Raw genomic sequence first — 23,157 nt, forward strand, 5'->3', positions numbered from 1 at the left:
GAACTGGTCGGGCGCCGACGCCCCCGAGTTCCCGCCTTCGCGGCGGCCCCGGTGCGGCGGCCGCCGCACCGGAAGAGGAGACACGACGGACATGACCCAGGCAGCGTCACAAGACCTCACCGCACGGGCCGGGGCGCGGCCCCTCGACGCGTTGCGCTGCGACATCGGCGGGCCGCCCGAGCTGACCGGTGTCGTCGAGGCGCACCTGCGGCTGCTCGGCGCGCACACGGCCCGGCAGGCCGACGCGGGCGGCAGCGGACGCGCGGTGCTCGGCGGCGGGGGCTTCGGGCCGCAGGCGGCGGAGGTGCTGTGGACGGACCCGATGGGCCCGGCGCGCGACGCCGTGGCCGCGCCCGCGGACGTCGCTCCCGGTGGCCCCGGGCCCGGCCTCGGCGCCGTCCACGACGAGGCCACCGCCCAGGCCGTCACCGGTGTCATGTCCGTGCACGGGCGCCGCGACGGCTCCCCGCGCGGCCTCGGCGTCGACTACACCGCGACCGCCGCGGGCGTCCTCGCCGTGCAGGGCCTGCTCGCCGGGCTCGTCGCGGAGGCCCGCGGCGGGTCCGCGGGCCGGGTGACGACGAGCGCGGTGCGCGCGGGCCTGCTCGCCGTCTCGCAGTACGTCGCTGCGGCCGGGGCCGACGAGGGCGAGGCGGCGCCGCTCGCACCGGGCGGGCCGCCGTTCACCTCCGCCGACGGCGTGGTCTTCGAGCTGGAGACCCTGGACCCCGGCGCCTGGGCCGCGTTCTGGCGGGCCCTCGGCGCGCCCGCCGACGCGCTGCGCTCGGGCTGGCGCCCCTTCCAGTTCCGGTACGCCACCGCCTGCGCGCCCTTCCCCGAGGCCCTGCACACCACCGTGCGCGGCGCCGCCTGGAGCCGGATCCAGGCGGCCGCCGCCGCGTCCGGAGCCGAGGTGTGCGCGCTGCGCACGCTCGCCGAGCGCGCCGCCGAGCACGACCACGCGCCGCCGTGGACGCTCACGCCGTACGGCCCGGGCAGGCTTGTGGCGCGCCGTCAGGTCCCCACCGCCGACCGGCCCTTGGCCGGGATCACCGTCCTGGAGGCGGGGCGCCGCATCCAGGCCCCGCTGGCCGCGCACCTGCTGCGGCTGCTCGGGGCCGACGTCGTACGGATCGAGCCGCCGGGCGGTGACCCGCTGCGCGGCATGCCGCCCGCGTGCGGCGGCGTCTCCGCGCGCTGGCTCGCCCTCAACCGCGGCAAGGACGCCGTGGAGGCCGACATCAAGTCCCCCTCCGGCCGCCGCAGGCTGCGCGACCTCGTCGCCGACGCGGACGTCTTCCTGCACAACTGGGCGCCGGGCAAGGCCGCGCAGCTCGCCCTGGACGCGGACGACCTCGCGCGGGTCAACCCCGGCCTCGTGTACGCGTACACGAGCGGCTGGGCGGGCCGGATCGAGGGCGCGCCCATGGGCACGGACTTCATGGTCCAGGCGCGCACCGGCGTCGGCGAGGCCGTGCGGCCCGCCGACGAGCCGCCCGCGCCCTCCCTGATGACGCTCCTCGACGTCCTCGGCGGGCTGCTCGGGGCGGAGGCCGTGCTCGCGGGGCTGCTGCTGCGGGAGCGGGCCGGGGGGCGGGGCGTGCGGGTCGACTCCTCGCTGCTCGGGGCCGCCGACATGCTGGTCGGGCCCGCCCTCGCGCGGGGCGCGCGCCGCCCCGCCGGGTTCCGGCGGCCCCTGCGGACCACTGACGGGTGGGTGGCTCCCGCGGACGGGTGTGCCGGTGCCGTCGGCGCGTACGACCTGGGCGGTCTGGCCGCGGTCGACGCGGTGCGGTTGCTCTCTTCGCACGGGCTGGGGGCCGCCGTGGTCGCCCCCGGGCCGGGGGCGCTCCTGCCGGGGGCACTCGGGCGCGACGCGTACGGGGCGCCCGTGGTGCCGGACCCGTGGACCTTCGGCTGACGCCCGTTCCCTCGCGGGTGCGCCCCTGACCCGCCCCTTCCCGATTCCTGGGGGCTCCGCCCCCAGACCCCCGCTCCTCACACGCCGGAGGGGCTGGATCTTTCAGCCCGTCCGGCGTTTGAGGACGAGGCGCGGAGCGCCGAAAGAGCGGGGGCACGGGGGCGGCAGCCCCTGGATCGGGAAGGGGCGGGCCCGGGGCGCCCCGCGAGGGCCCCTCACCCTTCACCCCACCCCAAGGAGCCCCCATGCCCCCCGCCCTCCACGACCTCCTCCCCGTCGCCCTCCGCAGGAGCTGGGCGGTGGAGGGGGTCTGTCCCGACCTCGACCTGTACAGCCTGTTCCGGGCGCGGCAGGTCAGTGATCTGCATCGCGCGGCCGTCGTCGACGGCAAGGGCAAGCTCTGTTACACCGCCCTGGACCGCAAGGTCCGATGTCTGGCCGTCGGGCTCAGAGAGCTCGGCATAGGCCAGGGCGACGTCGTCGGCGTCCAGCTGTCCAACGGGCGCGACGCGGTCGTCACCGACCTCGCCCTCGCCGCCCTCGGCGCCGTCGCGCTGCCCTTCCCCGTCGGCCGGGGCGCGGCGGAGGCTACGAGCCTGCTGCGCCGCGCGGAGGCCGTCGCGGTGGTCGCGGCGGCGGAGCACCGGGGCGCGCACCCGGCGCGGGCGCTCGCCGAGGCGCGGGCCGCCCTGCCCGCGCTGCGCCACGTCGTCGCGGCGGGCCGGGGCCCGCAGCCCGAAGGTGCGCTCGCCCTGAGGGAGTTGCTGCGCTCCGACCCGAAGGACTTCGTGGCCGCGCGGCCCGACCCGGACGGCCCCGCCCGCATCCTGGTCTCCTCCGGATCCGAGGCCGAGCCGAAGATGGTCGCGTACTCGCACAACGCCCTGGCGGGCGGCCGGGGCAACTTCTTCGCCTCGCTCATGCCCGCCGGGGCGACCCCGCCGCGCTGCCTCTTCCTGGTGCCGCTGGCCTCGGCGTTCGGCTCCAACGGCACGGCCGTCGCCCTCGCCCGGCACGGCGGCACGCTCGTCCTGCTCGACCACTTCACGCCCGAGGCCGCGATCGCCGCGATCCGGGAGCACGAGCCCACGCACGTCCTCGGCGTACCGACCATGGCGCGGATGATCCTGGACCGGCTCGCGGCCGACGGCGGGACGCTGCCGCCGCCCACCGCGCTCGTGCTCGGCGGCTCCCCGCTGGACGCCACCACGGCGGCCGCCGCGCGGGAGGCCTTCGGCTGCCCCGTCGTGAACCTCTACGGCTCCGCCGACGGCGTCAACTGCCACACGGGCCTTGAGGGGTACGAGGAGGGCTCCGCCCGGGAGCACGGCGTCGTGGCGGGGCGGCCCGACCCTCGCGTCGCCGACATCCGCGTCGCCGACCCCGCCACCCACGAGCCGGTGCCGGACGGCGCCGTCGGCGAGATCGTGGCGCGCGGCCCGATGACCCCGCTGTGCTACGTCGGCGCCCCCGAGCTCGACGCCCGCTACCGCACGCCCGACGGCTGGGTCCGCACCGGCGACCTCGGCCTGATCGACGACGGCGGCGTGCTGCACGTCGTCGGCCGCCTCAAGGACGTGGTGATCCGCGGCGGCGCCAACATCAGCCCGGCCGAGGTGGAGCGCGAGCTGAGCGCCCATCCGCTGATCCGGGACGTGGTGTGCGTCGGCGTCCCCGACCCGGTCATGGGGGAGCGGCTCGCGGCCTGCGTGGTGCCCGTCTCCGGCGGGCAGGACGGGGCGCCCCTGACCCTCGACGCGCTCGGCGAGCACCTCGCGGGGCGGGGCCTCGACCGGGTCAAGCACCCCGAACGACTGCTGCTCGTCACGGAGTTGCCGCTGACCCCGGCGGGCAAGCCGGACCGGAAGGGCCTGCGGGAGCGAGCGGTTGCCGGTTCCTGACGCAGAAGACGCAGAAGACGCAGAAGACGCAGAAGCAGCAGCAGAAGGGCCCCGCCGGTTCCTGACCGGCGGGGCCCTCGTGCTGCGCGTGCTACTCCGCCCGCAGCGCCTTCTTCAGCTGAGCCGCCGCATTCCGGTACACCGGCAGCAGGTCCAGGTCGTCCCCGGGGTAGTTGACGATCTTCAGCTGCTCGGCGCCGGAGCCGGGCAGGACCGTGCCGGTCGACATGTGCGCGTTGTCGAGCACCAGCGCGGGCTTCTTCGCGGCCAGCTCGGCGACCTGGGAGGCCTTCACGGGCTCGGGGCCGTACGTGCCGACGGTGCGGGCGCCCGCCATCCGCGCCGACCAGGTGGTGAAGACCTGGCTGACCGCGGTGGGCGCCTTGCCGCCGGGCCAGGCCGACTTGAGGTCCGCGGACAGCTTCGCGTACTCACGCTCGAAGGAGGTCTTCCACTTCTTCGCGGACACCTCGGTGCCGAAGAGCCCGCCGAGCCGCGTCACCTCGCCGGTGGCCTTGCCCGCGTCGTTGTCGAGGTCGACCTGGACGAGCTCGGCCTTCGAACCCGCCGCCTCCTTGATCTTGTCGGCGTACGGCTCGAAGGGCGCGTACAGCACGAAGTCGGCCTTGGCGACGGCCGCGAGGTCGGAGGGCTTGGGGTCGTAGTCCGGCGCGTGGTGCGTGGACGGCGGCACCAGGACGGTGACGTCCTTGGCCCCGGCGGCCTTGGCGAACGCGCCCTCCCAGGTGGTGGTGGCGACGACCACGGGCCCGCCGCCCTCGCCCGCGTCGGTCTTCTTCGGCTGGTTCTCGTCGGCGCAGGCGGTGGCCGTGAGGGCGAGGGCGGCGCTCAGTGCCACGGCCCCGGCCGTGCGGGAGAGGTGCTGGGGGATGCGGACGCCGGTGCGCGCCATGAGGTGATGCTCCGTTCGGGGATGAGGTGGACGGCGAGGACGACGGCCCCCGCCAGCAGGACGAGGACGGGCCCGGGGGGCCAGTCCAGCCACAGGGCGAGCAGGAAGCCCGTGGTGTTCACGACGACGCCGATGGCCACGGCCCACAGCGCGATCGTGGTGAGCCGGTTGCCGAGGCGGCGCGCGGCGAGCGCGGGAAGCAGCGTGAGCGCGTCGACGAGCAGCGCGCCGGTCAGCTTGATCGCCCCGCCCACCGCGACGGCGACCAGGACGAGCAGCACCACGGTGAGCCCGCCGACGGGCACCCCGGAGCACTGCGCCAGCTCACGGTCGTACAGCAGCAGCGCGAGGTCGCGCCGCCGCCAGAAGAACAGCGCCGGTACGGCGACGGCGAGCACCGCGACGACGACGATGTCGGCGGTGGTGACCGACAGGATCGACCCCCAAAGCAGCGCGAACGCGCCGGAGGCGTTGACCCCGGCCACCGACAGGACGAGCAGCGCGGCCGCGATGGCCATGCTCATCAGCAGGCCCATCGCGCCCGACAGGCCGTCCGGGGTGCGGGCCAGGGGCGCCACGCCCGCGCCCGCGAGCGCGCAGGCCACCAGGGCGCACAGCATCGGGTCGAGCCCCGTGAGCAGCCCGACCGCGATGCCGAGCAGCGCGACGTGCATCATCGCGAACCGCACCGGCATGATGTCGAGCCCGACGATCACGACGCCGACGATCGGCAGGCCCACGGCGGCGAGCAGCAGCGCGAAGGCGGCGCGCTGCACCGGCACGAGCTGGAGCATGAGGCCGAGGTCGGCGGTGGCGAGGGTCATCCGGCCGCCCCCCTCACGGCATCGGTCGGCGGGACCTCGCGCAGGCGGCCCGCCGCCATGTCCAGGACGCGGTCGCACCGCGCGGCGAGCGTCCGGTCGTGCGTGACGACCAGGAGCGTGACGGGCAGCGCGGTGAGCAGCCCGGCGGCCTCCTCCTGGCCCGCGAAGTCCAGGGCGGCGGTGGGCTCGTCCGCGAGCAGCACCCCGGCACCGGCGGCGACACAGCCCACCGCGCGCGCCAGATAGGTCCGCTGGAGCTGGCCGCCGGACAGGGTGTGCAGCGGCTTGCGGCGCAGCCCTCCGATGCCCAGGTCCTCCGCCGCGTCCGCCGCCGGGCCCGGGGCGCCGCTGGAGTCCAGCAACTCGCCCGCGAGCAGCGGGAAGCGGCCCGTCGCGGGCTTCTGCGGCACCCACGCGCAGGCGCGCCGCCGCCAGGCCCGGTCGGCGGCCGAGCGGGTGCCGCGCCCACCCACGAGAACCGTGCCGCTGGTCTGCCGGTGCAGCCCGAGCACGGCCCGCAGCAGCGTGGACTTTCCGGAGCCGTTCGTCCCGGTCAGGGCCACGCGCTCGCCCGCCGCGACCTCCAGGTCCACGCCGTCCACGGCGACGACGCGCCCGTGCCCGCAGGTCACGTCGCGCAGCTGTACCTCAAGCCCGCCCATCGGCCCTCACGCGCCTTCCTTCCGCCGCCTCGGCTCACGCCGTGTGCGGCAGTAGTCGGACGGCGGGCGCGCGGAGTTCCCGTGCGCCCCGAAGGACGTCGTGACCGTACGCACGTCCCGGCCCGGTCGCGCCCTGCGCGCGGCCTCAGCTGCCGGGCCGCACCACCAGGGCCGTCACCCGCACCTCGCCGCTGTGCCGGAACCGGAGGACGAACGGCACCTCGGCGCCGAGCCGCAGGGCCTGCTTCGGGCGGAGCATCACGTCGAGCCCGTCGGGCTTCATGGTGATCCGCCTGCCCGCGGGCACGGTCGCCGACTCGACCATCCGCATCGACTCGACGTTGCGGCCCGGCCGCTCCACGGTCCGGCTGAGCATCACGTCGCCGGCGGCGGACGAGCGCACGGACTCCAGTACGTCGTCGGACTCGCCGGAGTTGGTGATCCGGAAGAACGCGGCGGTCTCCGCGACGCTGCCGTAGGTCAGGAACACCCGCCCGTCCGTCACCGAGATCCGCGCGGGCCCGCCCGCGGCACCGGCCGCGACCCAGGCCGTGAGCCCGCCCAGGGTCAGCGCGGCGGCGAGGACCGGCGCGAGCGCGGCGAGCAGGCCGGGGCGCAGCCGTGCGTACGGGGAGCTCATCGACGGTTCCTTCCCCGGGCCGCGCGCGGCACCGGCTCCCACGTCCGCAGGCGCAGGCTGTTGGCGACCACGAGCAGGGAGCTCGCGGACATGGCGACGGCCGCCGTCATCGGGCCGAGGCGGCCCACCGCGGCCAGCGGCACGGCGAGCGCGTTGTAGCCGAACGCCCAGACGAGGTTGGCGCGGATCGTGGCCAGGGTGCGCCGGGCGAGCCGGACGGCCACGGCGGCCGCGCCGACGTCGCCGCCCGCGAGCGTCACGTCGGCCGCGCCGATCGCCGCGTCGGTGCCGCAGCCCATGGCGATGCCCAGGTCGGCGCGGGCGAGCGCGGCGGCGTCGTTCACGCCGTCGCCGAGCACCGCGACGCGGCGGCCCTCGGCGCGCAGCCGGCCCACGAGCGCGGCCTTCTCCTCGGGCGTGCAGCGCGCGTGCACCTCGGTGATGCCGAGCTCGGCGGCCACGGCGTGCGCGGTCGCCGCCCGGTCGCCGGTGGCGAGCACCGGTTCGACGCCGAGGCGCCGCAGCCGGTCCACGGCGCGGTAGCTGCCGGGCCGCAGCACGTCGCCGACGGCGACGACCGCCTCGTCGACGCCGTCCACGCGGACGAGGACGGCGGTGCGGGCGGCCTCCTCCGCCTCGGCGAGCGCGGCGGCCAGCTCCTCCGGCAGCCCGTCGCCCGGCACGCACACCTCCACGCGGTGGCCCTCCACCACACCGCCGACACCGGTGCCGGGCGTCGCCAGGAACCCTTCGACCGGCGGCAACGCCCCGTCCTCCAGGTGCTCCTGTGCGTACGTCACCAGGGCGCGGCCCAGTGGGTGCTCCGAGCCCTGCTCCACGGCCCCGGCGAGCCGCACCACCGCGTTCTCGCCGAGGCCGCCGGGCACGGCGGTGACGCGCGCGACGGTCATGTTCCCAGTGGTGAGCGTGCCGGTCTTGTCCAGGACGACGGTGTCGACGTGCCGCAGCGTCTCCAGGGCCCGCGGCCCGCTGACGAGGACGCCGAGCTGGGCGCCGCGCCCGGTGGCGGCGAGCAGCGCGGTGGGCGTGGCGAGGCCGAGCGCGCAGGGGCAGGCGACGACGAGCGCCGCCACGGCCGCGGTCACGGCGGCCTGCGGGTCGGCCCCTGCGCCCAGCCAGAAGCCGAGCACGGTGACCGCGAGCGTCAGGACCACGGGCACGAACACGCCCGCCGCGGCGTCCGCGAGGCGCTGGGCGCGGGCCTTGCCGGTCTGGGCCTCCGTCACCATCTTCGTGATCCGCGCCAGTTGGGTGTCCGCGCCGACCGCGGTGGCCCGGACGACGAGCAGCCCGCCCGCGTTGACCGCGCCGCCGACGACGGCCTGCCCGGCGGCGGCCTCCACCGGTTCGCTCTCGCCGGTGACGAGCGACACGTCGAGCGCGGACGCACCCGAGACCACCACGCCGTCGGTGGCGACGCGCTCGCCGGGCCGCACGGTGAACTCCTGGCCCACCCGCAGCAGCCCGACGTGCACCCGCCGCTCGGTGCCGTCCGGGCCGCGCACCGCCACGTCCTTGGCGGCGAGTTCGGCGAGCGAGCGCACCGCCGCGCCCGTGCCGTGGCGGGCCCGTGCCTCCAAGAACCGCCCGGCGAGCACCGAGAGCGGCACCCCGACCGCCGCCTCCAGATACAGATGCGCGGCCCCGCCCCCGGCGGACGGCAGGAACGCGAAGGGCATCCGCATGCCCGGCTCGCCCGCCCCGCCGAGGAACAGCGCGTACGCCGACCAGGAGAAGGACGCGGCGACGCCGAGCGACACCAGGGTGTCCATGGTGGCCGCCCCGTGCCTGAGGCCCCGCAGCGCCCGCCGGTGGAAGGGCCAGGCGCCCCACACCGCCACCGGCGCCGCGAGGACGAAGCACAGCCACTGCCAGTTGCGGAACTGCCAGGCGGGCACCATCGACAGGGCGAGCACCGGCAGCGAGAGCAGCGCGGTGACGAGCAGCCTGGTGCGCTCGGCCCGCGCGCCGTCGTCCTCGGCGGCCCCGCCCGCCGCCCGCTCGGGCGCGGGCGGCGCGGGCACCTCGGCCGTGTAGCCCGCCCGTACGACGACCGCGACGAGCTCCTGCGCGGTGGTGTCCGCCGGGTGCGTCACCTGGGCGCGCCCGGTGGCGAGGTTGACGCTCGCACTGACCCCGTCGAGCTTGCCGAGCCGCTTCTCGACGCGGTTCACGCACGCGGCACAGGTCATGCCGCCGACGACCAGGTCGGTGGTCGTCACCTCGGGGGCGGGGGCCGTACCGGTGGCGGTGTCCATCAGCCGTGCCCTCCGTGCCCGCCGCCGTGGCCGCCCCCGGAGCCGCCGTCCCCGTCGGACGTCGAGGACCGCATGCCCGGCGCCACCGGTCCCACGGAGTCGCCGACTTGGTACGCGACGACGAAGACGACGGCGAGCAGCGCGAGGAACCCGAGCAGGGCGGGCGGCGGCCGCCAGGCGCGCGGCGGGGGTGAACCGGACGGTCTGGACGGACTGGGCATCGGCGCTCCCGAGACTGAGGCGGTGGCGCGGGCAGGGGACACCCGGCGCCGGGCAGGTGGTCGGGCGCGCGGGCGCAGAAGTTCCCGCCGAGGTGTCCTCCTCGTGTCGCAATTGGGCCAACCGGGTGAAGTGGCGTAAGAATTGCCTGGTACAGACGTTGAGGACGAGCCAGGACGGGGTTGCTCTGTGACCAGCAACGAAGCCACCGACGAACAGTGGGAGGGGCTCGCCCAGGTCGTGCCGCTGCGCGGCCGCAACGAATGGCCGTCGTGGCCGGGGCACCGCTCGCTGCCCGACGCCGAGACCGAGACCCGGCGGCGCTTCGTCGTCACCCGCGTCAACGTCTTCTCCGACGCCCGCGAGGTCGCCGAGAACCTGATGGCGCAGATCCCCGTCCTCCTCGACCTCAGCGGCGCCGAGACCGAGACCGCCAAGCGGGTCCTCGACTTCAGCAGCGGCGTCGTCTTCGGCCTCGGCTGCGGCATGCACCGGGTGGAGAAGAACGTCTTCCTGCTCTCGCCGCCCGACACCGAGGTGCAGGGCCTGGTGGAGGCGGCCACCGTCTGACCGGGCCCCCGGCGGGTCCCGCGCGTGTCCCGTAGCCCAACCGCCCAGCTCACACGGCCCGTTGGGTGGTGATCGCCCGATCGGGCGAAGGTCGGCCGGGCAAAACGGTTCGCCTGATCCACTTCGGCCTAGCTTCCGTGCATGACTGTGCACTCCCGCCGGACGTTCGCGCAGGATCCAGCGGCCCTGGCCCGGGACAAGCCGCGCGTCACCGAACTGCGGCTCTCCGCCTTCGCCGGGCACCGGGCCGCCGCGTTCCCGCTCGGCCCGCTCACGCTCTTCTCGGGGCCGAGCGGCAGCGGCAAGAGCAGCGCACTGCGCGCGTACGAGGCGCTCGCGCTGCTCGGCTCGGGCGCCGAACTCGTCGACGTGTTCCCGCAGCCCGCCCGCTGCGTGCCCGAGCGGGCCCGCGCCGACGGCCAGGCCCGCCGCGGCTTCCGCATCGGCTGCACCGTCGACGGCCCCGCGGGCCCCGTCCGCCTCGACGTCGCCGTGCAGGCCGAGCCGGAGCTGCGCATCGCGGGCGAGCGCCTGACCCGCGACGGGCTCACCCTCCTGGAGACCGCCCTGCGCGACCCCGGCCGCCGCGCCGTACAGGCCTCCTGGCACACGGCGGGCGCCGCGCCGGTCACCCGCGCGCCGCTGCCCGACGACCGGCTCGGCACGGCCCTGCTTCCGCTGCGCGTCGCGGGCAAGACCGACGGGCAGCGGCTCGTGCTGGCCGCCGCCGAGCAGGTCGTCGTCGCGCTGCGGTCGGTGTTCGCCTGCGACCCGCGCCCCGCCCGGATGCGCGAGCCGGTGGCGGTGGGGGCCGGGGGGCTCGCGGGCGCGGGCCGGCTGCTCGGCGGCTGCGACAACCTCGCCGAGGTCCTGTGGCGCACCCGCGCCGAGTGCGGCAACCGGCACGCCCAGCTCGTCGCCGCGCTGCGCGCCGGGTGCGCGGGGCCGGTCGCCGACGTCCTCGCCGAGCAGGCGGGCGACGGCGCCCTGCGTGCCGTCCTGGACCGCGGTGACGGGGTGCGGACGTGCGTGGGGCGGCTCGGCGACGGCGAACTGCGCTATCTGGCGCTCGCGCTCGTGCTGCTCACCGGCCCCCGGGTCCTGGAGGTCGACCCGGTCGCGGAGGTCCCGGAGGCGTACCAGAGCCTGACCGTCCTCGCCGACGGCTTCGACCGCTGCCTGGACCAGCGGCAGAAGCGGGCCCTCGCGGACCTCGCGGCCCGTGCGTGCGGGCGCGGGCACATCCGCCTGATCGGGGCCGTCGCGGACGCCACCTGGGCCGCGGCGGCCGACGGCGTCACCGTGGTGAACCTCGGACGGACGCGCTGTCACGGGATGTAGTTGACTGGGGCCCGTGACCGATCAAGACATCGCGGGACTGCAGCACCGGCTGGCCGAGTTCGCCGCCGCGCGGAACTGGGAGCAGTACCACACGCCCAAGAACCTGGCCGCCGCGCTCAGCGTCGAGGCCTCCGAACTCGTGGAGATCTTCCAGTGGCTGACGCCGGAGGAGTCGGCCCGCGTCATGGAGGACGCCGACTCCGCCCACCGCGTCACGGACGAGGTCGCGGACGTGCTCGCCTACCTCCTCCAGTTCTGCGCGGTGCTCGGCGTCGACCCGCTCGACGCGCTCGCGGCGAAGATCGAGCGGAACGAGCAGCGGTTCCCGGCGCCCTGAGGCGCCGCCCGGCGCACGCCCCGGGCCCCCCGCGGCGCACCCCTCGCGGGGCGCCCCGCGTACGCCCCGACGGCCGCGGGCGCCCGGCGTCAGACGATCCGCTGGGCCCAGCAACCCCGTAAGTCCGCCGCTGTCACCACCCGTTGGACAGCCGGAAAGAGGGTCAAAGACACCTCTTCGTCACTCTCCGGAGTGGATGCCTTGTCCACACTCAGATTTTTGTCCACAGATTTCAGGCTTCCTCTGGCTTTTCGAACGGAAGGCGCTCACTGTGGGTAGTGAACAAGGGAGTTCTGGTGTACGTGCCGCGAGTGGGCGCGGGATGAATGGGGACGGCGCATGGATGCGATGAGGCTCATCGAGGCGACGAGATGCGCCTTGGCGCGGAGTCAGGAGCCCGCGGCCATCGTGGCGGAGGTGTGGCAGTCCCAGGCTCTGGCCCAGGCGATAGGACACCGCCTCGCCGTCGCGGGCCCGCCGGAGTTACGGGGCGAGGCGCTGGGCCTGAGCGAGCTGAGCGGCCGGGGCTGCGGCCTCCTGGACCCGCCCCGCTCCCAGGCGGAGGAGATACGGGCGGCGGGCCTGACGGAGATAGGGGACGCCCACGACACCCTGCTCGGCCTCGGCGCCCTGCTCGCCGAGGCCGGGATCGCCCTCGTCTCGGTGGCGATGGGCGCCGAGGACGAGGGCCTTTACTGGCAGTGCATGGAGTCGATCGACGCGGCCGACGAGTCCAGGGACCGCGTGGTGGAGATGCTCCGCAGACTGGCCGCCCGCGAGCGGACCCTGTCGGACGAGAGCGACTGCGAGAAGTGCACCGGCACGGTCCTTGAGGGCTGACGCCCTCCGGCCCGGCCGGACGGCCCGCACACAGAGCGCTGGATGTACGGGCCGCCGGTCTTCGGGGGAAGCGCCCCCGAGGGGGCGCGGGTCTGTGCCCGCGAGGTCAGGCGCGGGGCTGGTCACCCTCCTGCGCGGGCGGCCGGGTGGACTGCTGAAGGTCGGCGTCCAGTTGCGTCAGATCCGCGTTGAGCGCTGCCATCAACTCTTCCATCTGTTGCAGCAGGCCCTTGGGCGCGCCCTGCGGCCCGGCCGGGGGCAGGGCGCGTTGCTGCTCTGGCACGACGTGGTCGCGCGCCTGCTCGGGCACGGCTTCCTGGGACATCACGGCCTCCTCGGCCCGCGCCCCGCGCGGGGCGGAAGCGTCCCGGCCCGACGAGGCAGTTCATGCGGCGGACGCGCCGACGGTGGCCGCCGGCGCGGGTGCCGGGCGGCCCGGCTCCGCCCGAGCCAACGATCTCCGGCTCGGGGGAGTCACTGGCACGGACCCGCCCCGGCCGCCGGGTTGACGGACTTTCACCCGACCGGTGCCGGTGGGGACCGGTGGGACAGACGAGGTTGACGGGCGTTCGAGCGTGCAGGATGGAGACATGGATCTGCGCATCTTCACGGAGCCCCAGCAGGGGGCCACCTATGACACCCTCCTCACCGTCGCCAAGGCCACCGAGGACCTCGGCTTCGACGCCTTCTTCCGGTCCGACCACTATCTGAAGATGGGCTCGGGCGACGGCCTGCCGGGGCCCACCGACGCCTGGATCACGCTCGCCGGGCTCGCCCGCGAGACGAAGCGCATCCGGCTCGGCACGCTGATGACCGCGGGCACCTTCCGGCTGCCCGGCGTGCTCGCCGTCCAGGTCGCGCAGGTCGACCAGATGTCGGGCGGCCGGATCGAACTGGGCCTGGGCGCAGGCTGGTTCGAGGAGGAGCACAAGGCGTACGGCATCCCCTTCCCCAAGGAGAGGTTCGCCCGTCTGGAGGAGCAGCTGGCGATCGTGACGGGCCTGTGGGACACGCCCGTGGGCCGGACGTTCTCCTACGACGGCTCGTACTACCAGCTGACCGACTCGCCCGCGCTGCCCAAGCCCGCGCAGGGCAGGGTGCCGGTCCTCATCGGCGGCCACGGTGCCGTGCGCACCCCGCGCCTGGCCGCGCGCCACGCCGACGAGTTCAACATCCCCTTCGCCTCCGTGCAGGACAGCGAGCGCCAGTTCACGCGCGTGCGCGAGGCCGCCGAGCAGGCCGGGCGCAAGGGCGGCGACCTGGTGTACTCCAGCGCCCTGGTGGCCTGCGTCGGCAAGGACGACGCGGAGGTCGCCCGGCGTGCCGCCGTCATCGGCCGCGAGGTCGAGGAGCTCAAGGCCAACGGCCTCGCGGGCTCCCCGGCCGAGGTCGTCGACAAGATCGGCCGGTACGCGGAGATCGGCGCGAGCCGGATCTACCTCCAGTGCCTGGACCTGTCCGACCTCGACCACCTGGAGCTGATCTCCTCGCAGGTCCAGTCGCAGCTGTCGTAGCCCCGGCGGCCGCGCCCGGCGGCCGGGAGACCCAGGTCACATCCGTCCATGTCACAGGGGTCCGGGCCACCTCGTCCCAGGGGGTGTAGGCACGGACCACCACCAAGGAGCACACCATGGACGCGCGACTGAACTACTTCGGCAGCCCGACCGCCGGGAAGGCGCTCAAGCACGTGATGTCGGCGGGCAGGATGCTCAAGGAGTCGCCGCTGCCCGCCGCGACGCAGGAACTGGTGGCGCTGCGCGTCAGCCAGATCAACGGCTGCGCCGCCTGCCTCGACATGCACACCAAGGAGGCCGCCGCGGCCGGAGAGAGCGCGGTGCGCCTGCACCTGGTCGCGGCGTGGCGGGAGGCCACGGTCTTCACCGAGGCCGAGCGCGCCGCCCTGGAGTTCGCCGAGGAGGCGACCCGGGTCGCGGACGGGGCCGGCGGGATCGGTGACGCGGTGTGGGCGCGCGCCGCCGAGCACTACGACGAGGAGCAGCTCACCGTCCTCGCCCTGCACATCTCCTTCATGAACATGGCCAACCGGCTGAATATCATCGCCCAGCAGCCCGCGGGCGACTACGTCCCCGGGCAGTTCCACTGAGCACCAACAGCACCATGCCCGGGGCCCGGCGGCGGACCCCGGGCCGGGGGAGGGAAGTCGGCGTGAGCAAGGTCGAGGAATTCGAGGAGCTGCGGTCGCTGCTGTTCTCGATCGCCTACCGGATCCTGGGCAGCGTGAGCGAGGCGGAGGACGCGGTGCAGGAGGCGTGGCTGCGCTTCGACGCCTCGCCGACCCAGCCCGTTTCGGCCAAGGCGTTCCTGTCCACCACGGTGACCCGGATCGCCATCGACGTGCTGCGCTCCGCGCGGGTGCGGCGCGAGGCGTACGTGGGCCCGTGGTTCCCCGAGCCGCTGCTCAGCGACCCGTATCAGGACCCGGCGCGGGCGGTGGAGCTGGCCGACTCGGTGTCGATGGCGGCGCTGCTGCTCCTGGAGCGGCTCAGCCCGCTGGAGCGGGCGGTCTTTCTGCTGCGGGAGGTCTTCGGCTTCGGGTACGACGAGGTCGCCGCCGCGGTGGGCCGCTCCGAGGCCGCGTGCCGGCAGCTGCTGGTGCGGGCCCGCAAGCACATGGAGGCCGGACGGCCGCGGTTCGAGGCGGACCGCGCGGAGCGGCAGGAGCTCGCGACGCGGTTCTTCGACGCGCTGAAGGACGGTGACGTGGGCGGCCTGCAGGACCTGCTCGCCGCCGACGTCCAGCTCGTCGGGGACGGCGGCGGCAAGGCCCCGCAGCTCGCCCGGGCCGTCGTGGGCGCGGAGAACGTGGCCCGGCTGCTCGGCACGGTCTTCCCCTGGCTGATCAGGATCGACGTGACGTGCGAGCCGCACGAGATCAACGGCCAGCCCGGCGCCGTCGTCCGCGACCGCGACGGCAAGGTCCTCCACACCCTGTCCCTCGACGTGCTCGACGGGCGGATCCAGACCATCCGCTCGGTGGTCAACCCCGACAAGCTCGGCCACATCGGCCCGGTCGGCGACGCCTGGGCCGTCGACCGCGAGGTCAAGCGGGTCCGCAGCGGGCGGGGCTGACCCGGGGCCCGCGCACCCCGGGCCGGGAGCAGCCGCATGGAAATGCCCGGGTGCGTTCGCACTGTTCGAGGTACGTTTGGGCGGACGCGCCGGGGGAGGGCGCCGTACCGGCGAGCTGACCGCGGACGGCGCACACGCACGGACACGAGGGCCGGGGAAGGACCCAGCCGTGATCGCCCACGCGCGCCCGTCCGATCCGAGCCGCATACCAAGGCAGACCCACCGTGTTCCTGACGATCAGCACGACCGGCAGCCCCGAACGTCCCGCGACCGACCTCGGGTTCCTGCTGCACAAGCATCCCGGCAAGGCGCAGGCGTTCTCCACGTCCTACGGACGCGCGCACGTCTTCTACCCCGAGGCGAGCGACGAGCGCTGCACGGCGGCGCTGCTGCTCGAGGTGGATCCGCTGGCGCTCGTACGGCGGGGCAAGGGCCGCGGCGGCGCCCCGGACGCGGCCCTCGGGCAGTACGTGAACGACCGTCCCTACGCCGCCTCGTCGCTGCTCGCCGTCGCGCTCAGCACGGTGTTCTCCAGCGCCCTGCGCGGTGTGTGCAAGGCCCTGCCCGAGCGCGCGGAGCAGCCGCTGCCGCTGCGCGCGGAGGTGCCCGCGCTGCCCGCGCGCGGCGGGCCCGGCCTGGTGCGCGCCCTGTTCGAGCCGCTGGGCTGGACGGTGCGCGCCGAGCCGGTGCCGCTGGACGAGCGCTTCCCGCAGTGGGGCGACTCGCGGTACGTGCGCCTCGTCCTCGACGCGCCGGACGGCACGCTCACGCTGAGCGAGGCACTGCGCCACCTGTACGTGCTGCTTCCGGTGCTCGACGACGCCAAGCACTACTGGGTCTCGGCCGACGAGGTCGACAAGCTCCTGCGCGCCGGTGAGGGCTGGCTCGCGGAGCACCCGGAGCAGAAGGTGATCACCAGCCGCTATCTGTCCCGCCGCTGGTCGCTCACGCGCGAGGCGATGGAGCGCCTGGAGCTGGTGCGGCTCGCCGACGCGGACGACAGCGACGTCACGGAGATCGACAACGCAGTGAACGAGGACGTCGACACCGAGGAGCAGCCGGTGCCCCTCGCCGTGCGGCGCCGCGAGGCGATCCTCGCGGCCCTTCAGGCCGCGGGCGCGGCCCGGGTGCTCGACCTCGGCTGCGGGCAGGGCCAGCTGGTGCAGGCCCTGCTCAAGGACGTGCGGTTCACCAAGGTCGTGGGCGTCGACGTGTCGATGCGCGCGCTCACCGTGGCGGCGCGGCGGCTGAAGCTGGAGCGCATGGGCGAGCGCCAGGCCGAGCGCGTGGAACTGTTCCAGGGCTCCCTGGCGTACACGGACAAGCGTCTGAAGGGGTACGACGCCGCCGTGCTCAGCGAGGTCGTCGAGCACGTCGACGTGGAGCGGCTGCCCGCCCTGGAGTACGCGGTGTTCGGCGCGGCCCGCCCCCGCACCGTCCTGGTGACCACGCCGAACGTGGAGTACAACGTGCGCTGGGAATCCCTCCCGGCGGGCCACGTCCGCCACGGCGACCACCGCTTCGAGTGGACCCGCGCCGAGTTCCGGCGGTGGGCGGAGTCCGTCGCCGGGCAGCACGGCTACGAGGTCGCGTTCGCGCCCGTCGGGCCGGACGACCCCGAGGTGGGTCCGCCCACGCAGATGGCGGTGTTCACGCGGGGCGAGCAGCCCGCGGGCCACGGCGGCGACCGCGTCAAGGAGGTGGCGGCATGACCAGGACCCTGCCCGTCACCGACCTCTCCCTCGTCGTGCTCGTCGGCGCCTCGGGCTCCGGCAAGTCGACGTTCGCGCGGCGGCACTTCAAGCCGACCGAGGTGCTTTCGTCGGACTTCTGCCGCGGTCTCGTCGCCGACGACGAGAACGACCAGAGCGCGAGCCGCGACGCCTTCGACGTGCTGCACTACATCGCGGGCAAGCGCCTCGCCGCGGGCCGCCGCACCGTCGTCGACGCCACGAGCGTGCAGAGCGAGAGCCGCAAGCAGCTGGTCGAGCTGGCCAGACGGCACGACGTGCTGCCCATCGCCATCGTGCTCGACGTGCCCGAGGAGGTCTGCGCCGCGCGCAACGCCTCCCGGACCGACCGCGCCGACATGCCGCGCCGCGTCATCCAGCGGCACACCCGCGAACTCAAGCGCTCGCTGCGGCACCTGGAGCGCGAGGGCTTCCGCAAGGTGCACGTCCTCAGGGGCGTCGAGGAGGTCGATTCGGCCGAGGTCGTCACCGAGAAGCGCTTCAACGACCTCACCCACCTCACCGGCCCGTTCGACATCGTCGGCGACGTGCACGGCTGCGCGAGCGAGCTGGAGTCCCTGCTGACCCGGCTCGGATACGTCGACGGCGTCCACCCCGAGGGCCGCACGGCCGTCTTCGTCGGCGACCTCGTCGACCGCGGCCCCGACACGCCGGGCGTCCTGCGCCGGGTCATGGGCATGGTCGCCGCGGGCAGCGCCCTGTGCGTGCCCGGCAACCACGAGAACAAGCTCGGCCGCCACCTCAAGGGCCGCAAGGTCCAGCACACGCACGGCCTCGCGGAGACGATCGCGCAGCTGGACGGCGAGAGCGAGGAGTTCCGCGCCCGGGTGCGGGAGTTCGTGGACGGGCTCGTCAGCCACTACGTCCTGGACGGCGGCGGGCTCGTCGTCTGCCACGCCGGGCTGCCCGAGAAGTACCACGGCCGCACCTCGGGCCGGGTCCGCTCGCACGCGCTGTACGGCGACACGACGGGCGAGACCGACGAGTTCGGGCTGCCCGTGCGCTACCCGTGGGCCGAGGAGTACCGCGGCCGGGCGGCCGTCGTGTACGGCCACACGCCGGTGCCGACGGCGACCTGGCTGAACAACACCATCTGCCTGGACACCGGCGCGGTCTTCGGCGGCAAGCTCACCTCCCTGCGCTGGCCCGAGCGCGAACTGGTCGACGTACCGGCCGAGAAGGTCTGGTACGAACCGGCGCGGCCGCTGCGCACCGACGCGCCCGGCGGACACGACGGGCGGCCCCTCGACCTCGGCGACGTGCACGGCCGCCGGGCCGTGGAGACCCGCAACGCCGGACGGGTGACCGTGCGCGAGGAGAACGCCGCGGCGGCCCTGGAGGTCATGAGCCGCTTCGCGGCCGACCCGCGCCTGGTGCCGTATCTGCCGCCGACCATGGCGCCCACGGCGACCTCGCAGCGCGAGGGCTACTTGGAGCACCCCGCCGAGGCGTTCGCGCAGTACGCGGCGGACGGGGTCGCGCGGGTGGTGTGCGAGGAGAAGCACATGGGCTCCCGTGCCGTGGTCCTGGTCTGCAAGGACGCGGCGGCCGCGCGCGAGCGGTTCGGCGTGGACGGGCCCACGGGCTCGCTCTACACCCGCACCGGCCGCCCCTTTTTCGACGACCCGGCGATGACCGAGGAGGTCCTCGACCGGCTGCGGGCCGCCGTGGGCGCGGCCGGTCTGTGGGCGGAGCTCGACACCGACTGGCTGCTGCTCGACGCCGAGCTGCTGCCCTGGTCGCTGAAGGCCACGGGCCTGCTGCGCACCCAGTACGCCGCCGTGGGCGCCGCGTCAGGGGCGGCCTTCCCGGACGCCCTGAACGCCCTGGAGGCGGCCGTCGGGCGCGGCGTCGACGTCGGCGACCTGCTCGACGCCCAGCGCGAACGGGCGGCGGACGCGGCCGCGTTCACCGACGCCTACCGCCGCTACTGCTGGCCGACCGACGGGCTCGACGGCGTGCACCTGGCGCCGTTCCAGATCCTCGCCGTCCAGGGCCGGAGCCTGGCCGCGCTGCCGCACGACGAGCAACTGGCCCTGATCGACCGCGTGGTGGAGCACGACGGCTCGGGCCTGCTGCGCACCACGCGCCGCCTGTACGTGGACACGGGCGACGAGGAGTCGGTGCGCGCGGGCGTCGACTGGTGGCTGGAGATGACCGGGCGCGGCGGCGAGGGCATGGTCGTCAAGCCGGTCGGCGCCCTGGTCCGCGACGGCAGGGGCCGTCTGGTCCAGCCGGGCATCAAGTGCCGGGGCCGGGAGTACCTGCGGATCATCTACGGGCCGGAGTACACGCGCCCGGAGAACCTGGCGAAGCTGCGCGGCCGGGTCCTCGGCCACAAGCGCTCGCTCGCGATCCGGGAGTACGCGCTCGGCCTGGAGGCCCTCGACCGGCTCGCGGAGGGCGAGCCGCTGTGGCGGGTCCACGAGGCGGTGTTCGCGGTGCTCGCGCTGGAATCGGAACCGGTGGATCCGCGTCTGTGACCTGCCGCGGTTCGCACGACACCGGTGTCCCGCCGGGCAGGACGCCCTGCGGGACACCCGGCGGGCGACCCGGGGGGCACCGGCAACGCGGCGCGTTGTGACGTGTTCTGGACGTGTTCTGGGCGCCTTCGACGCGTGTCCCGGCCGTCGAGAGGTGAGGATGGGGACATGGGATTCCACGTCGACTCCGAGGCCGGGCGGCTGCGCCGCGTCATCCTGCACCGCCCGGACCTGGAGCTGAAGCGCCTGACCCCCACCAACAAGGACGCGTTGCTCTTCGACGACGTCCTGTGGGTGCGGCGGGCAAGACAGGAGCACGACGGCTTCGCCGACGTACTGCGCGACCGGGGGGTGACGGTCCATCTCTTCGGTGACCTGCTCACCGAGGTGCTGAACGTGCCCGCGGCCCGGCAGCTCGTCCTGGACCGCGTCTTCGACGAGAAGGAGTACGGCCCGCTCGCCACCGACCACCTGCGCGCCGCCTTCGAGGCGCTGCCGTCGGGGGAGCTGGCGGAGGCCCTGGTCGGCGGCATGACGAAGCGTGAGTACCTGGAGCGGCACCCGGAGCCCACGTCCGTGCGCTTCCACTGCATGGACCTGGACGACTTCCTGCTCGGCCCGCTGCCCAACCACCTGTTCACGCGCGACACCTCCGCGTGGATCTACGACGGCGTGTCGATCAACGCGATGCGCTGGCCCGCGCGGCAGCGCGAGACCGTCCACTTCGAGGCGATCTACCAGCACCACCCGCTCTTCCACGGCCAGGTCGGCAACGTCTGGTCGCAGGGGCAGGCCGACTACCCCTCCACCATCGAGGGCGGCGACGTCCTGGTGATCGGCAACGGCGCGGTGCTCATCGGCATGAGCGAGCGCACCAAGCCGCAGGCCGTCGAGATGCTCGCGCACAAGCTGTTCGCGGCGGGCTCCGCGCGCACGATCGTGGCGCTCGACATGCCCAAGCGCCGGGCCTTCATGCACCTGGACACGGTCATGACGATGGTCGACGGAGACACGTTCACGCAGTACGCGGGCCTCGGCATGCTGCGCTCGTACACCATCGAGCCGGGTGTCGACGAGCGCGAGCTGAAGGTCACCGACCACCCGCCGGAGCACATGCACCGGGCGATCGCGGCGGCCCTCGGCCTGGACCGCATCCGGGTCCTGACCGCCACGCAGGACGTGCACGCGGCCGAGCGCGAGCAGTGGGACGACGGCTGCAACGTCCTCGCGGTCGAGCCGGGCGTCGTCGTCGCGTACGAGCGGAACGCGACGACCAACACGTATCTGCGCAAGCAGGGCATCGAGGTGATAGAGATCCCCGGCAGTGAGCTGGGCCGGGGCCGGGGCGGGCCGCGCTGCATGAGCTGCCCGGTGGAGCGCGACCCGGTCGGCGGCTGAGCGGGTCGGGCCGGGAGCCGACGGGGTGACCTCGAACGGGGGCCCCAAGGTCTGAGGGGACTCCCAAGAAAAAGGGGGGGTGCATACATTTGTGGTCGGTCGTATAGACTTCCAGTATCACGTATTCGCACCCCAGGAGCGCCCCCATGGCGAACGGTCCGACCAGCCTCGACCTCACCGGCCGCCACTTCCTCAAGGAGGTGGACTTCACCGCCGAGGAGTTCCGAGGTCTGCTCGCCCTGGCCGCGGAGCTGAAGGCCGCCAAGCGGGAGGGGCGCGAGCAGCGGCGGCTGAGCGGCAAGAACATCGCCCTGGTCTTCGAGAAGGCCTCGACGCGCACCCGCTGCGCCTTCGAGGTGGCCGCCGCCGACCAGGGCGCGGCCACGACGTACATGGACCCCTCGGCCTCGCACATCGGGCAGAAGGAGTCCGCGAAGGACACCGCCCGCGTCCTCGGCCGGATGTTCGACGCGATCCAGTACCGGGGCGACGCCCAGGCGACGGCCGAGACGCTCGCCGCCCACGCGGGCGTGCCCGTCTACAACGGCCTGACCGACGACTGGCACCCCACGCAGATGCTCGCCGACGTCCTCACGATGACCGAGCACTGCGCCGGGCCCCTGGAGCGGATCGCGTACGCCTACCTCGGTGACGCCCGCTTCAACATGGGCAACTCCTATCTGATCACCGGCGCCCTGCTCGGCATGGACGTACGGATCGTGGCGCCCCGGGCCTACTGGCCCGCCGAGCACGTGGTCGCCCGGGCGCGGGGCCTCGCCGAGGCCAGCGGTGCCCGGATCACGCTCACCGAGGAGGTCGCCGAGGGCGTCGCGGGCGCGGACTTCGTCGCCACCGACGTCTGGCTGTCCATGGGGGAGCCCGCGGAGGTCTGGGACGAGCGCATCCGGGACCTCGCGCCGTACGCCGTGACGATGGACGTCCTGCACGCGACCGGCAACGCGGACGTGCGGTTCCTGCACTGCCTTCCGGCCTTCCACGACCTGGAGACGACGCTGGGGCGGGCGCTGTGCGAGAAGCACGGGCTGAGCTGGCTGGAGGTCAGCGACGAGGTCTTCGAGTCCTCCCACTCGGTCGTCTTCGACGAGTCGGAGAACCGCCTCCACACGATCAAGGCGGTCCTGGTCGCCACGCTGACGGGCGGGGGCCCGGCGGAGACGGCGTAATCGGCCTGCGGCCTCGTCCTCGAACGCCGGACGGGCTTGCTGGTGCCGCAGCGGAGACTTTCAGCCCGTCCGGCGTTTGAGGACGAGGCGCGAAGCGCCGACAAGAGCGGGGGCGCGGGGGTGGCAGCCCCCGGATCGGGAAGGGGCGGGCTTGGGGAGCCCCGCTAGGGAGTCGCCGTCAAGGTGAACCACACCGCCTTGCCCGAGGCGGTCGGCCGGTGGCCGCAGGCCGTGCTGAGGGTGCGGATCAGCAGGAGGCCCCGGCCGTGCTCCTGCCAGGGGTCGACCTCGCAGCCGGGGACGGGATCGGAGAGATCGCCGGGCGGCGTGGGGTTGGAGTCCCGCACCTCCACCTGGCACTGCGTCGGCAGCAGCTCAATGAGCAGCTCTATCGGCGCGTGCCCCGGCGCGTGCTCGACCGCGTTGGCCACCAGCTCCGCGGTGAGCAGTTCGGCCGTGTCCGTGTCCGCCGTGGAGCCGATGTCGATGAGCGCCGTGCGGACCAGGGCGCGCGCGATCGGCACGGCGGCCACCGTGTGCGGCAGCGCGATGCGCCAGCTTGCGGGGGAGTGCGGCTCGGGCAAGTGCGGGTCCGTTCGGCGAGCAGGTGGTCCGGTGCGGTCCTGCCTTCAACCGTACGAATCCTAAGCGGAGTGGCGACAGGGTCCTTGGTCGGGCCTTCCCGGGACCACCGGCACGCCTGTCACCGGCCCGTCCCGCCCGGCCGATATCGCGCACTCGTGACGACAGTCATGGAACGGTGATAACTTCGAAAGGGGAACCCCCCGTCGCACTCCGCCGAGG

At 74.6% G+C, this 23,157-nt stretch carries 21 protein-coding genes; 13 read left to right on the top strand and 8 right to left on the bottom strand.

Going from position 1 to position 23,157, the window contains the following annotated elements:
- The first annotated feature begins 91 nt into the window (after positions 1-91).
- Positions 92-1,921 (top strand): CoA transferase, encoded by a 1,830-nt coding sequence (locus MQV74_RS30445; RefSeq protein ID WP_242724818.1) that lies wholly within the window; start codon positions 92-94, stop codon positions 1,919-1,921.
- Positions 1,922-2,166: 245 nt separating this feature from the next.
- On the top strand, positions 2,167-3,822 hold the full coding sequence (locus MQV74_RS30450) for a class I adenylate-forming enzyme family protein (protein WP_242724820.1): 1,656 nt from the start codon (positions 2,167-2,169) through the stop codon (positions 3,820-3,822).
- A 91-nt stretch (positions 3,823-3,913) separates the two neighbouring features.
- Here MQV74_RS30450 and MQV74_RS30455 read toward each other — a convergent pair whose 3' ends face one another.
- From MQV74_RS30455 to MQV74_RS30480, 6 genes are all read right to left on the bottom strand, one after another.
- Positions 3,914-4,735: a metal ABC transporter solute-binding protein, Zn/Mn family gene (locus tag MQV74_RS30455; RefSeq protein ID WP_242724822.1), complete on the bottom strand. Its 822-nt coding sequence runs from the start codon at positions 4,733-4,735 to the stop codon at positions 3,914-3,916.
- Complete coding sequence (locus tag MQV74_RS30460; protein WP_242724824.1) at positions 4,672-5,559, bottom strand: metal ABC transporter permease; 888 nt, start codon at positions 5,557-5,559, stop codon at positions 4,672-4,674. Before MQV74_RS30460 ends, MQV74_RS30455 begins: the two co-directional genes overlap by 64 nt.
- A complete protein-coding gene (locus MQV74_RS30465; protein WP_242724825.1) occupies positions 5,556-6,221 on the bottom strand; it encodes an ABC transporter ATP-binding protein in 666 nt (221 codons plus the stop codon). The genes MQV74_RS30460 and MQV74_RS30465 overlap by 4 nt, the downstream gene beginning before the upstream one ends.
- A gap of 145 nt (positions 6,222-6,366) precedes the next feature.
- Positions 6,367-6,861 carry a copper chaperone PCu(A)C gene (locus MQV74_RS30470; RefSeq protein ID WP_242724827.1) on the bottom strand — a complete coding sequence of 165 codons (495 nt, stop codon included), beginning with the start codon at positions 6,859-6,861 and terminating at the stop codon, positions 6,367-6,369.
- Positions 6,858-9,140 (bottom strand): heavy metal translocating P-type ATPase, encoded by a 2,283-nt coding sequence (locus tag MQV74_RS30475; RefSeq protein WP_242724829.1) that lies wholly within the window; start codon positions 9,138-9,140, stop codon positions 6,858-6,860. Before MQV74_RS30475 ends, MQV74_RS30470 begins: the two co-directional genes overlap by 4 nt.
- Positions 9,140-9,361 (bottom strand): hypothetical protein, encoded by a 222-nt coding sequence (locus MQV74_RS30480; protein WP_138962272.1) that lies wholly within the window; start codon positions 9,359-9,361, stop codon positions 9,140-9,142. Before MQV74_RS30480 ends, MQV74_RS30475 begins: the two co-directional genes overlap by 1 nt.
- Positions 9,362-9,548: 187 nt before the next feature.
- Here MQV74_RS30480 and MQV74_RS30485 point away from each other — a divergent pair, with 187 nt between their 5' ends.
- From MQV74_RS30485 to MQV74_RS30500, 4 genes are all read left to right on the top strand, one after another.
- Entirely contained in the window at positions 9,549-9,929 is a 381-nt protein-coding gene (locus MQV74_RS30485; protein ID WP_030682464.1) for a cell division protein SepF, read from the top strand.
- A 141-nt stretch (positions 9,930-10,070) separates the two neighbouring features.
- Positions 10,071-11,270 (top strand): ATP-binding protein, encoded by a 1,200-nt coding sequence (locus MQV74_RS30490; RefSeq protein WP_242724831.1) that lies wholly within the window; start codon positions 10,071-10,073, stop codon positions 11,268-11,270.
- 13 nt (positions 11,271-11,283) lie between these two features.
- The gene (locus MQV74_RS30495) at positions 11,284-11,607 is read left to right on the top strand and encodes a nucleotide pyrophosphohydrolase (RefSeq protein ID WP_242724833.1); all 324 of its coding nucleotides are present in this window, start codon (positions 11,284-11,286) and stop codon (positions 11,605-11,607) included.
- Between the two features lie 339 nt (positions 11,608-11,946).
- Positions 11,947-12,447: a DUF6099 family protein gene (locus MQV74_RS30500; protein ID WP_242724835.1), complete on the top strand. Its 501-nt coding sequence runs from the start codon at positions 11,947-11,949 to the stop codon at positions 12,445-12,447.
- 106 nt (positions 12,448-12,553) lie between these two features.
- Here MQV74_RS30500 and MQV74_RS30505 read toward each other — a convergent pair whose 3' ends face one another.
- Positions 12,554-12,772, bottom strand: a complete 219-nt coding sequence (locus tag MQV74_RS30505; RefSeq protein WP_242724837.1) for a hypothetical protein — start codon at positions 12,770-12,772, stop codon at positions 12,554-12,556.
- A 265-nt stretch (positions 12,773-13,037) separates the two neighbouring features.
- Between MQV74_RS30505 and MQV74_RS30510 the strand changes: the two genes are divergently transcribed.
- The 7 genes from MQV74_RS30510 (at position 13,038) to argF (ending at position 22,353) form a co-directional block, all read left to right on the top strand.
- Positions 13,038-13,961 (top strand): LLM class F420-dependent oxidoreductase, encoded by a 924-nt coding sequence (locus tag MQV74_RS30510; RefSeq protein ID WP_242724839.1) that lies wholly within the window; start codon positions 13,038-13,040, stop codon positions 13,959-13,961.
- Between the two features lie 116 nt (positions 13,962-14,077).
- Positions 14,078-14,551, top strand: coding sequence for a carboxymuconolactone decarboxylase family protein (locus tag MQV74_RS30515; RefSeq protein WP_242724841.1), 474 nt, complete (start codon positions 14,078-14,080; stop codon positions 14,549-14,551).
- A 62-nt stretch (positions 14,552-14,613) separates the two neighbouring features.
- The gene (locus MQV74_RS30520; protein ID WP_242724843.1) at positions 14,614-15,537 is read left to right on the top strand and encodes an RNA polymerase sigma-70 factor; all 924 of its coding nucleotides are present in this window, start codon (positions 14,614-14,616) and stop codon (positions 15,535-15,537) included.
- A gap of 224 nt (positions 15,538-15,761) precedes the next feature.
- Positions 15,762-17,249, top strand: coding sequence for a 3' terminal RNA ribose 2'-O-methyltransferase Hen1 (locus MQV74_RS30525; RefSeq protein ID WP_242724845.1), 1,488 nt, complete (start codon positions 15,762-15,764; stop codon positions 17,247-17,249).
- Entirely contained in the window at positions 17,246-19,771 is a 2,526-nt protein-coding gene (locus MQV74_RS30530; protein ID WP_242724862.1) for a polynucleotide kinase-phosphatase, read from the top strand. Before MQV74_RS30525 ends, MQV74_RS30530 begins: the two co-directional genes overlap by 4 nt.
- Positions 19,772-19,939: 168 nt before the next feature.
- Positions 19,940-21,169, top strand: a complete 1,230-nt coding sequence (locus MQV74_RS30535; protein ID WP_242724871.1) for an arginine deiminase — start codon at positions 19,940-19,942, stop codon at positions 21,167-21,169.
- Between the two features lie 146 nt (positions 21,170-21,315).
- Positions 21,316-22,353 (top strand): ornithine carbamoyltransferase, encoded by a 1,038-nt coding sequence (gene argF / locus MQV74_RS30540; protein ID WP_242724879.1) that lies wholly within the window; start codon positions 21,316-21,318, stop codon positions 22,351-22,353.
- A 164-nt stretch (positions 22,354-22,517) separates the two neighbouring features.
- Here argF and MQV74_RS30545 read toward each other — a convergent pair whose 3' ends face one another.
- Positions 22,518-22,937, bottom strand: coding sequence for an ATP-binding protein (locus tag MQV74_RS30545; RefSeq protein WP_242724881.1), 420 nt, complete (start codon positions 22,935-22,937; stop codon positions 22,518-22,520).
- Positions 22,938-23,157: the final 220 nt, after the last annotated feature.

The sequence above is a fragment of the Streptomyces sp. AN091965 genome (genome assembly GCF_022698285.1).
Lineage (GTDB): Bacteria > Actinomycetota > Actinomycetes > Streptomycetales > Streptomycetaceae > Streptomyces.

Bases quoted from the DNA above. Each gene is read 5' to 3' on its own strand.
- MQV74_RS30505 (WP_242724837.1), bottom strand. From the start codon at position 12,772: ATGTCCCAGGAAGCCGTGCCCGAGCAGGCGCGCGACCACGTCGTGCCA.
- MQV74_RS30515 (WP_242724841.1), top strand. From the start codon at position 14,078: ATGGACGCGCGACTGAACTACTTCGGCAGCCCGACCGCCGGGAAGGCG.
- MQV74_RS30475 (WP_242724829.1), bottom strand. From the start codon at position 9,140: ATGGACACCGCCACCGGTACGGCCCCCGCCCCCGAGGTGACGACCACC.
- MQV74_RS30445 (WP_242724818.1), top strand. From the start codon at position 92: ATGACCCAGGCAGCGTCACAAGACCTCACCGCACGGGCCGGGGCGCGG.
- MQV74_RS30490 (WP_242724831.1), top strand. From the start codon at position 10,071: ATGACTGTGCACTCCCGCCGGACGTTCGCGCAGGATCCAGCGGCCCTG.
- MQV74_RS30470 (WP_242724827.1), bottom strand. From the start codon at position 6,861: ATGAGCTCCCCGTACGCACGGCTGCGCCCCGGCCTGCTCGCCGCGCTC.
- MQV74_RS30535 (WP_242724871.1), top strand. From the start codon at position 19,940: ATGGGATTCCACGTCGACTCCGAGGCCGGGCGGCTGCGCCGCGTCATC.
- argF (WP_242724879.1), top strand. From the start codon at position 21,316: ATGGCGAACGGTCCGACCAGCCTCGACCTCACCGGCCGCCACTTCCTC.
- MQV74_RS30460 (WP_242724824.1), bottom strand. From the start codon at position 5,559: ATGACCCTCGCCACCGCCGACCTCGGCCTCATGCTCCAGCTCGTGCCG.
- MQV74_RS30480 (WP_138962272.1), bottom strand. From the start codon at position 9,361: ATGCCCAGTCCGTCCAGACCGTCCGGTTCACCCCCGCCGCGCGCCTGG.
- MQV74_RS30500 (WP_242724835.1), top strand. From the start codon at position 11,947: ATGGATGCGATGAGGCTCATCGAGGCGACGAGATGCGCCTTGGCGCGG.
- MQV74_RS30530 (WP_242724862.1), top strand. From the start codon at position 17,246: ATGACCAGGACCCTGCCCGTCACCGACCTCTCCCTCGTCGTGCTCGTC.
- MQV74_RS30510 (WP_242724839.1), top strand. From the start codon at position 13,038: ATGGATCTGCGCATCTTCACGGAGCCCCAGCAGGGGGCCACCTATGAC.
- MQV74_RS30450 (WP_242724820.1), top strand. From the start codon at position 2,167: ATGCCCCCCGCCCTCCACGACCTCCTCCCCGTCGCCCTCCGCAGGAGC.
- MQV74_RS30455 (WP_242724822.1), bottom strand. From the start codon at position 4,735: ATGGCGCGCACCGGCGTCCGCATCCCCCAGCACCTCTCCCGCACGGCC.
- MQV74_RS30465 (WP_242724825.1), bottom strand. From the start codon at position 6,221: ATGGGCGGGCTTGAGGTACAGCTGCGCGACGTGACCTGCGGGCACGGG.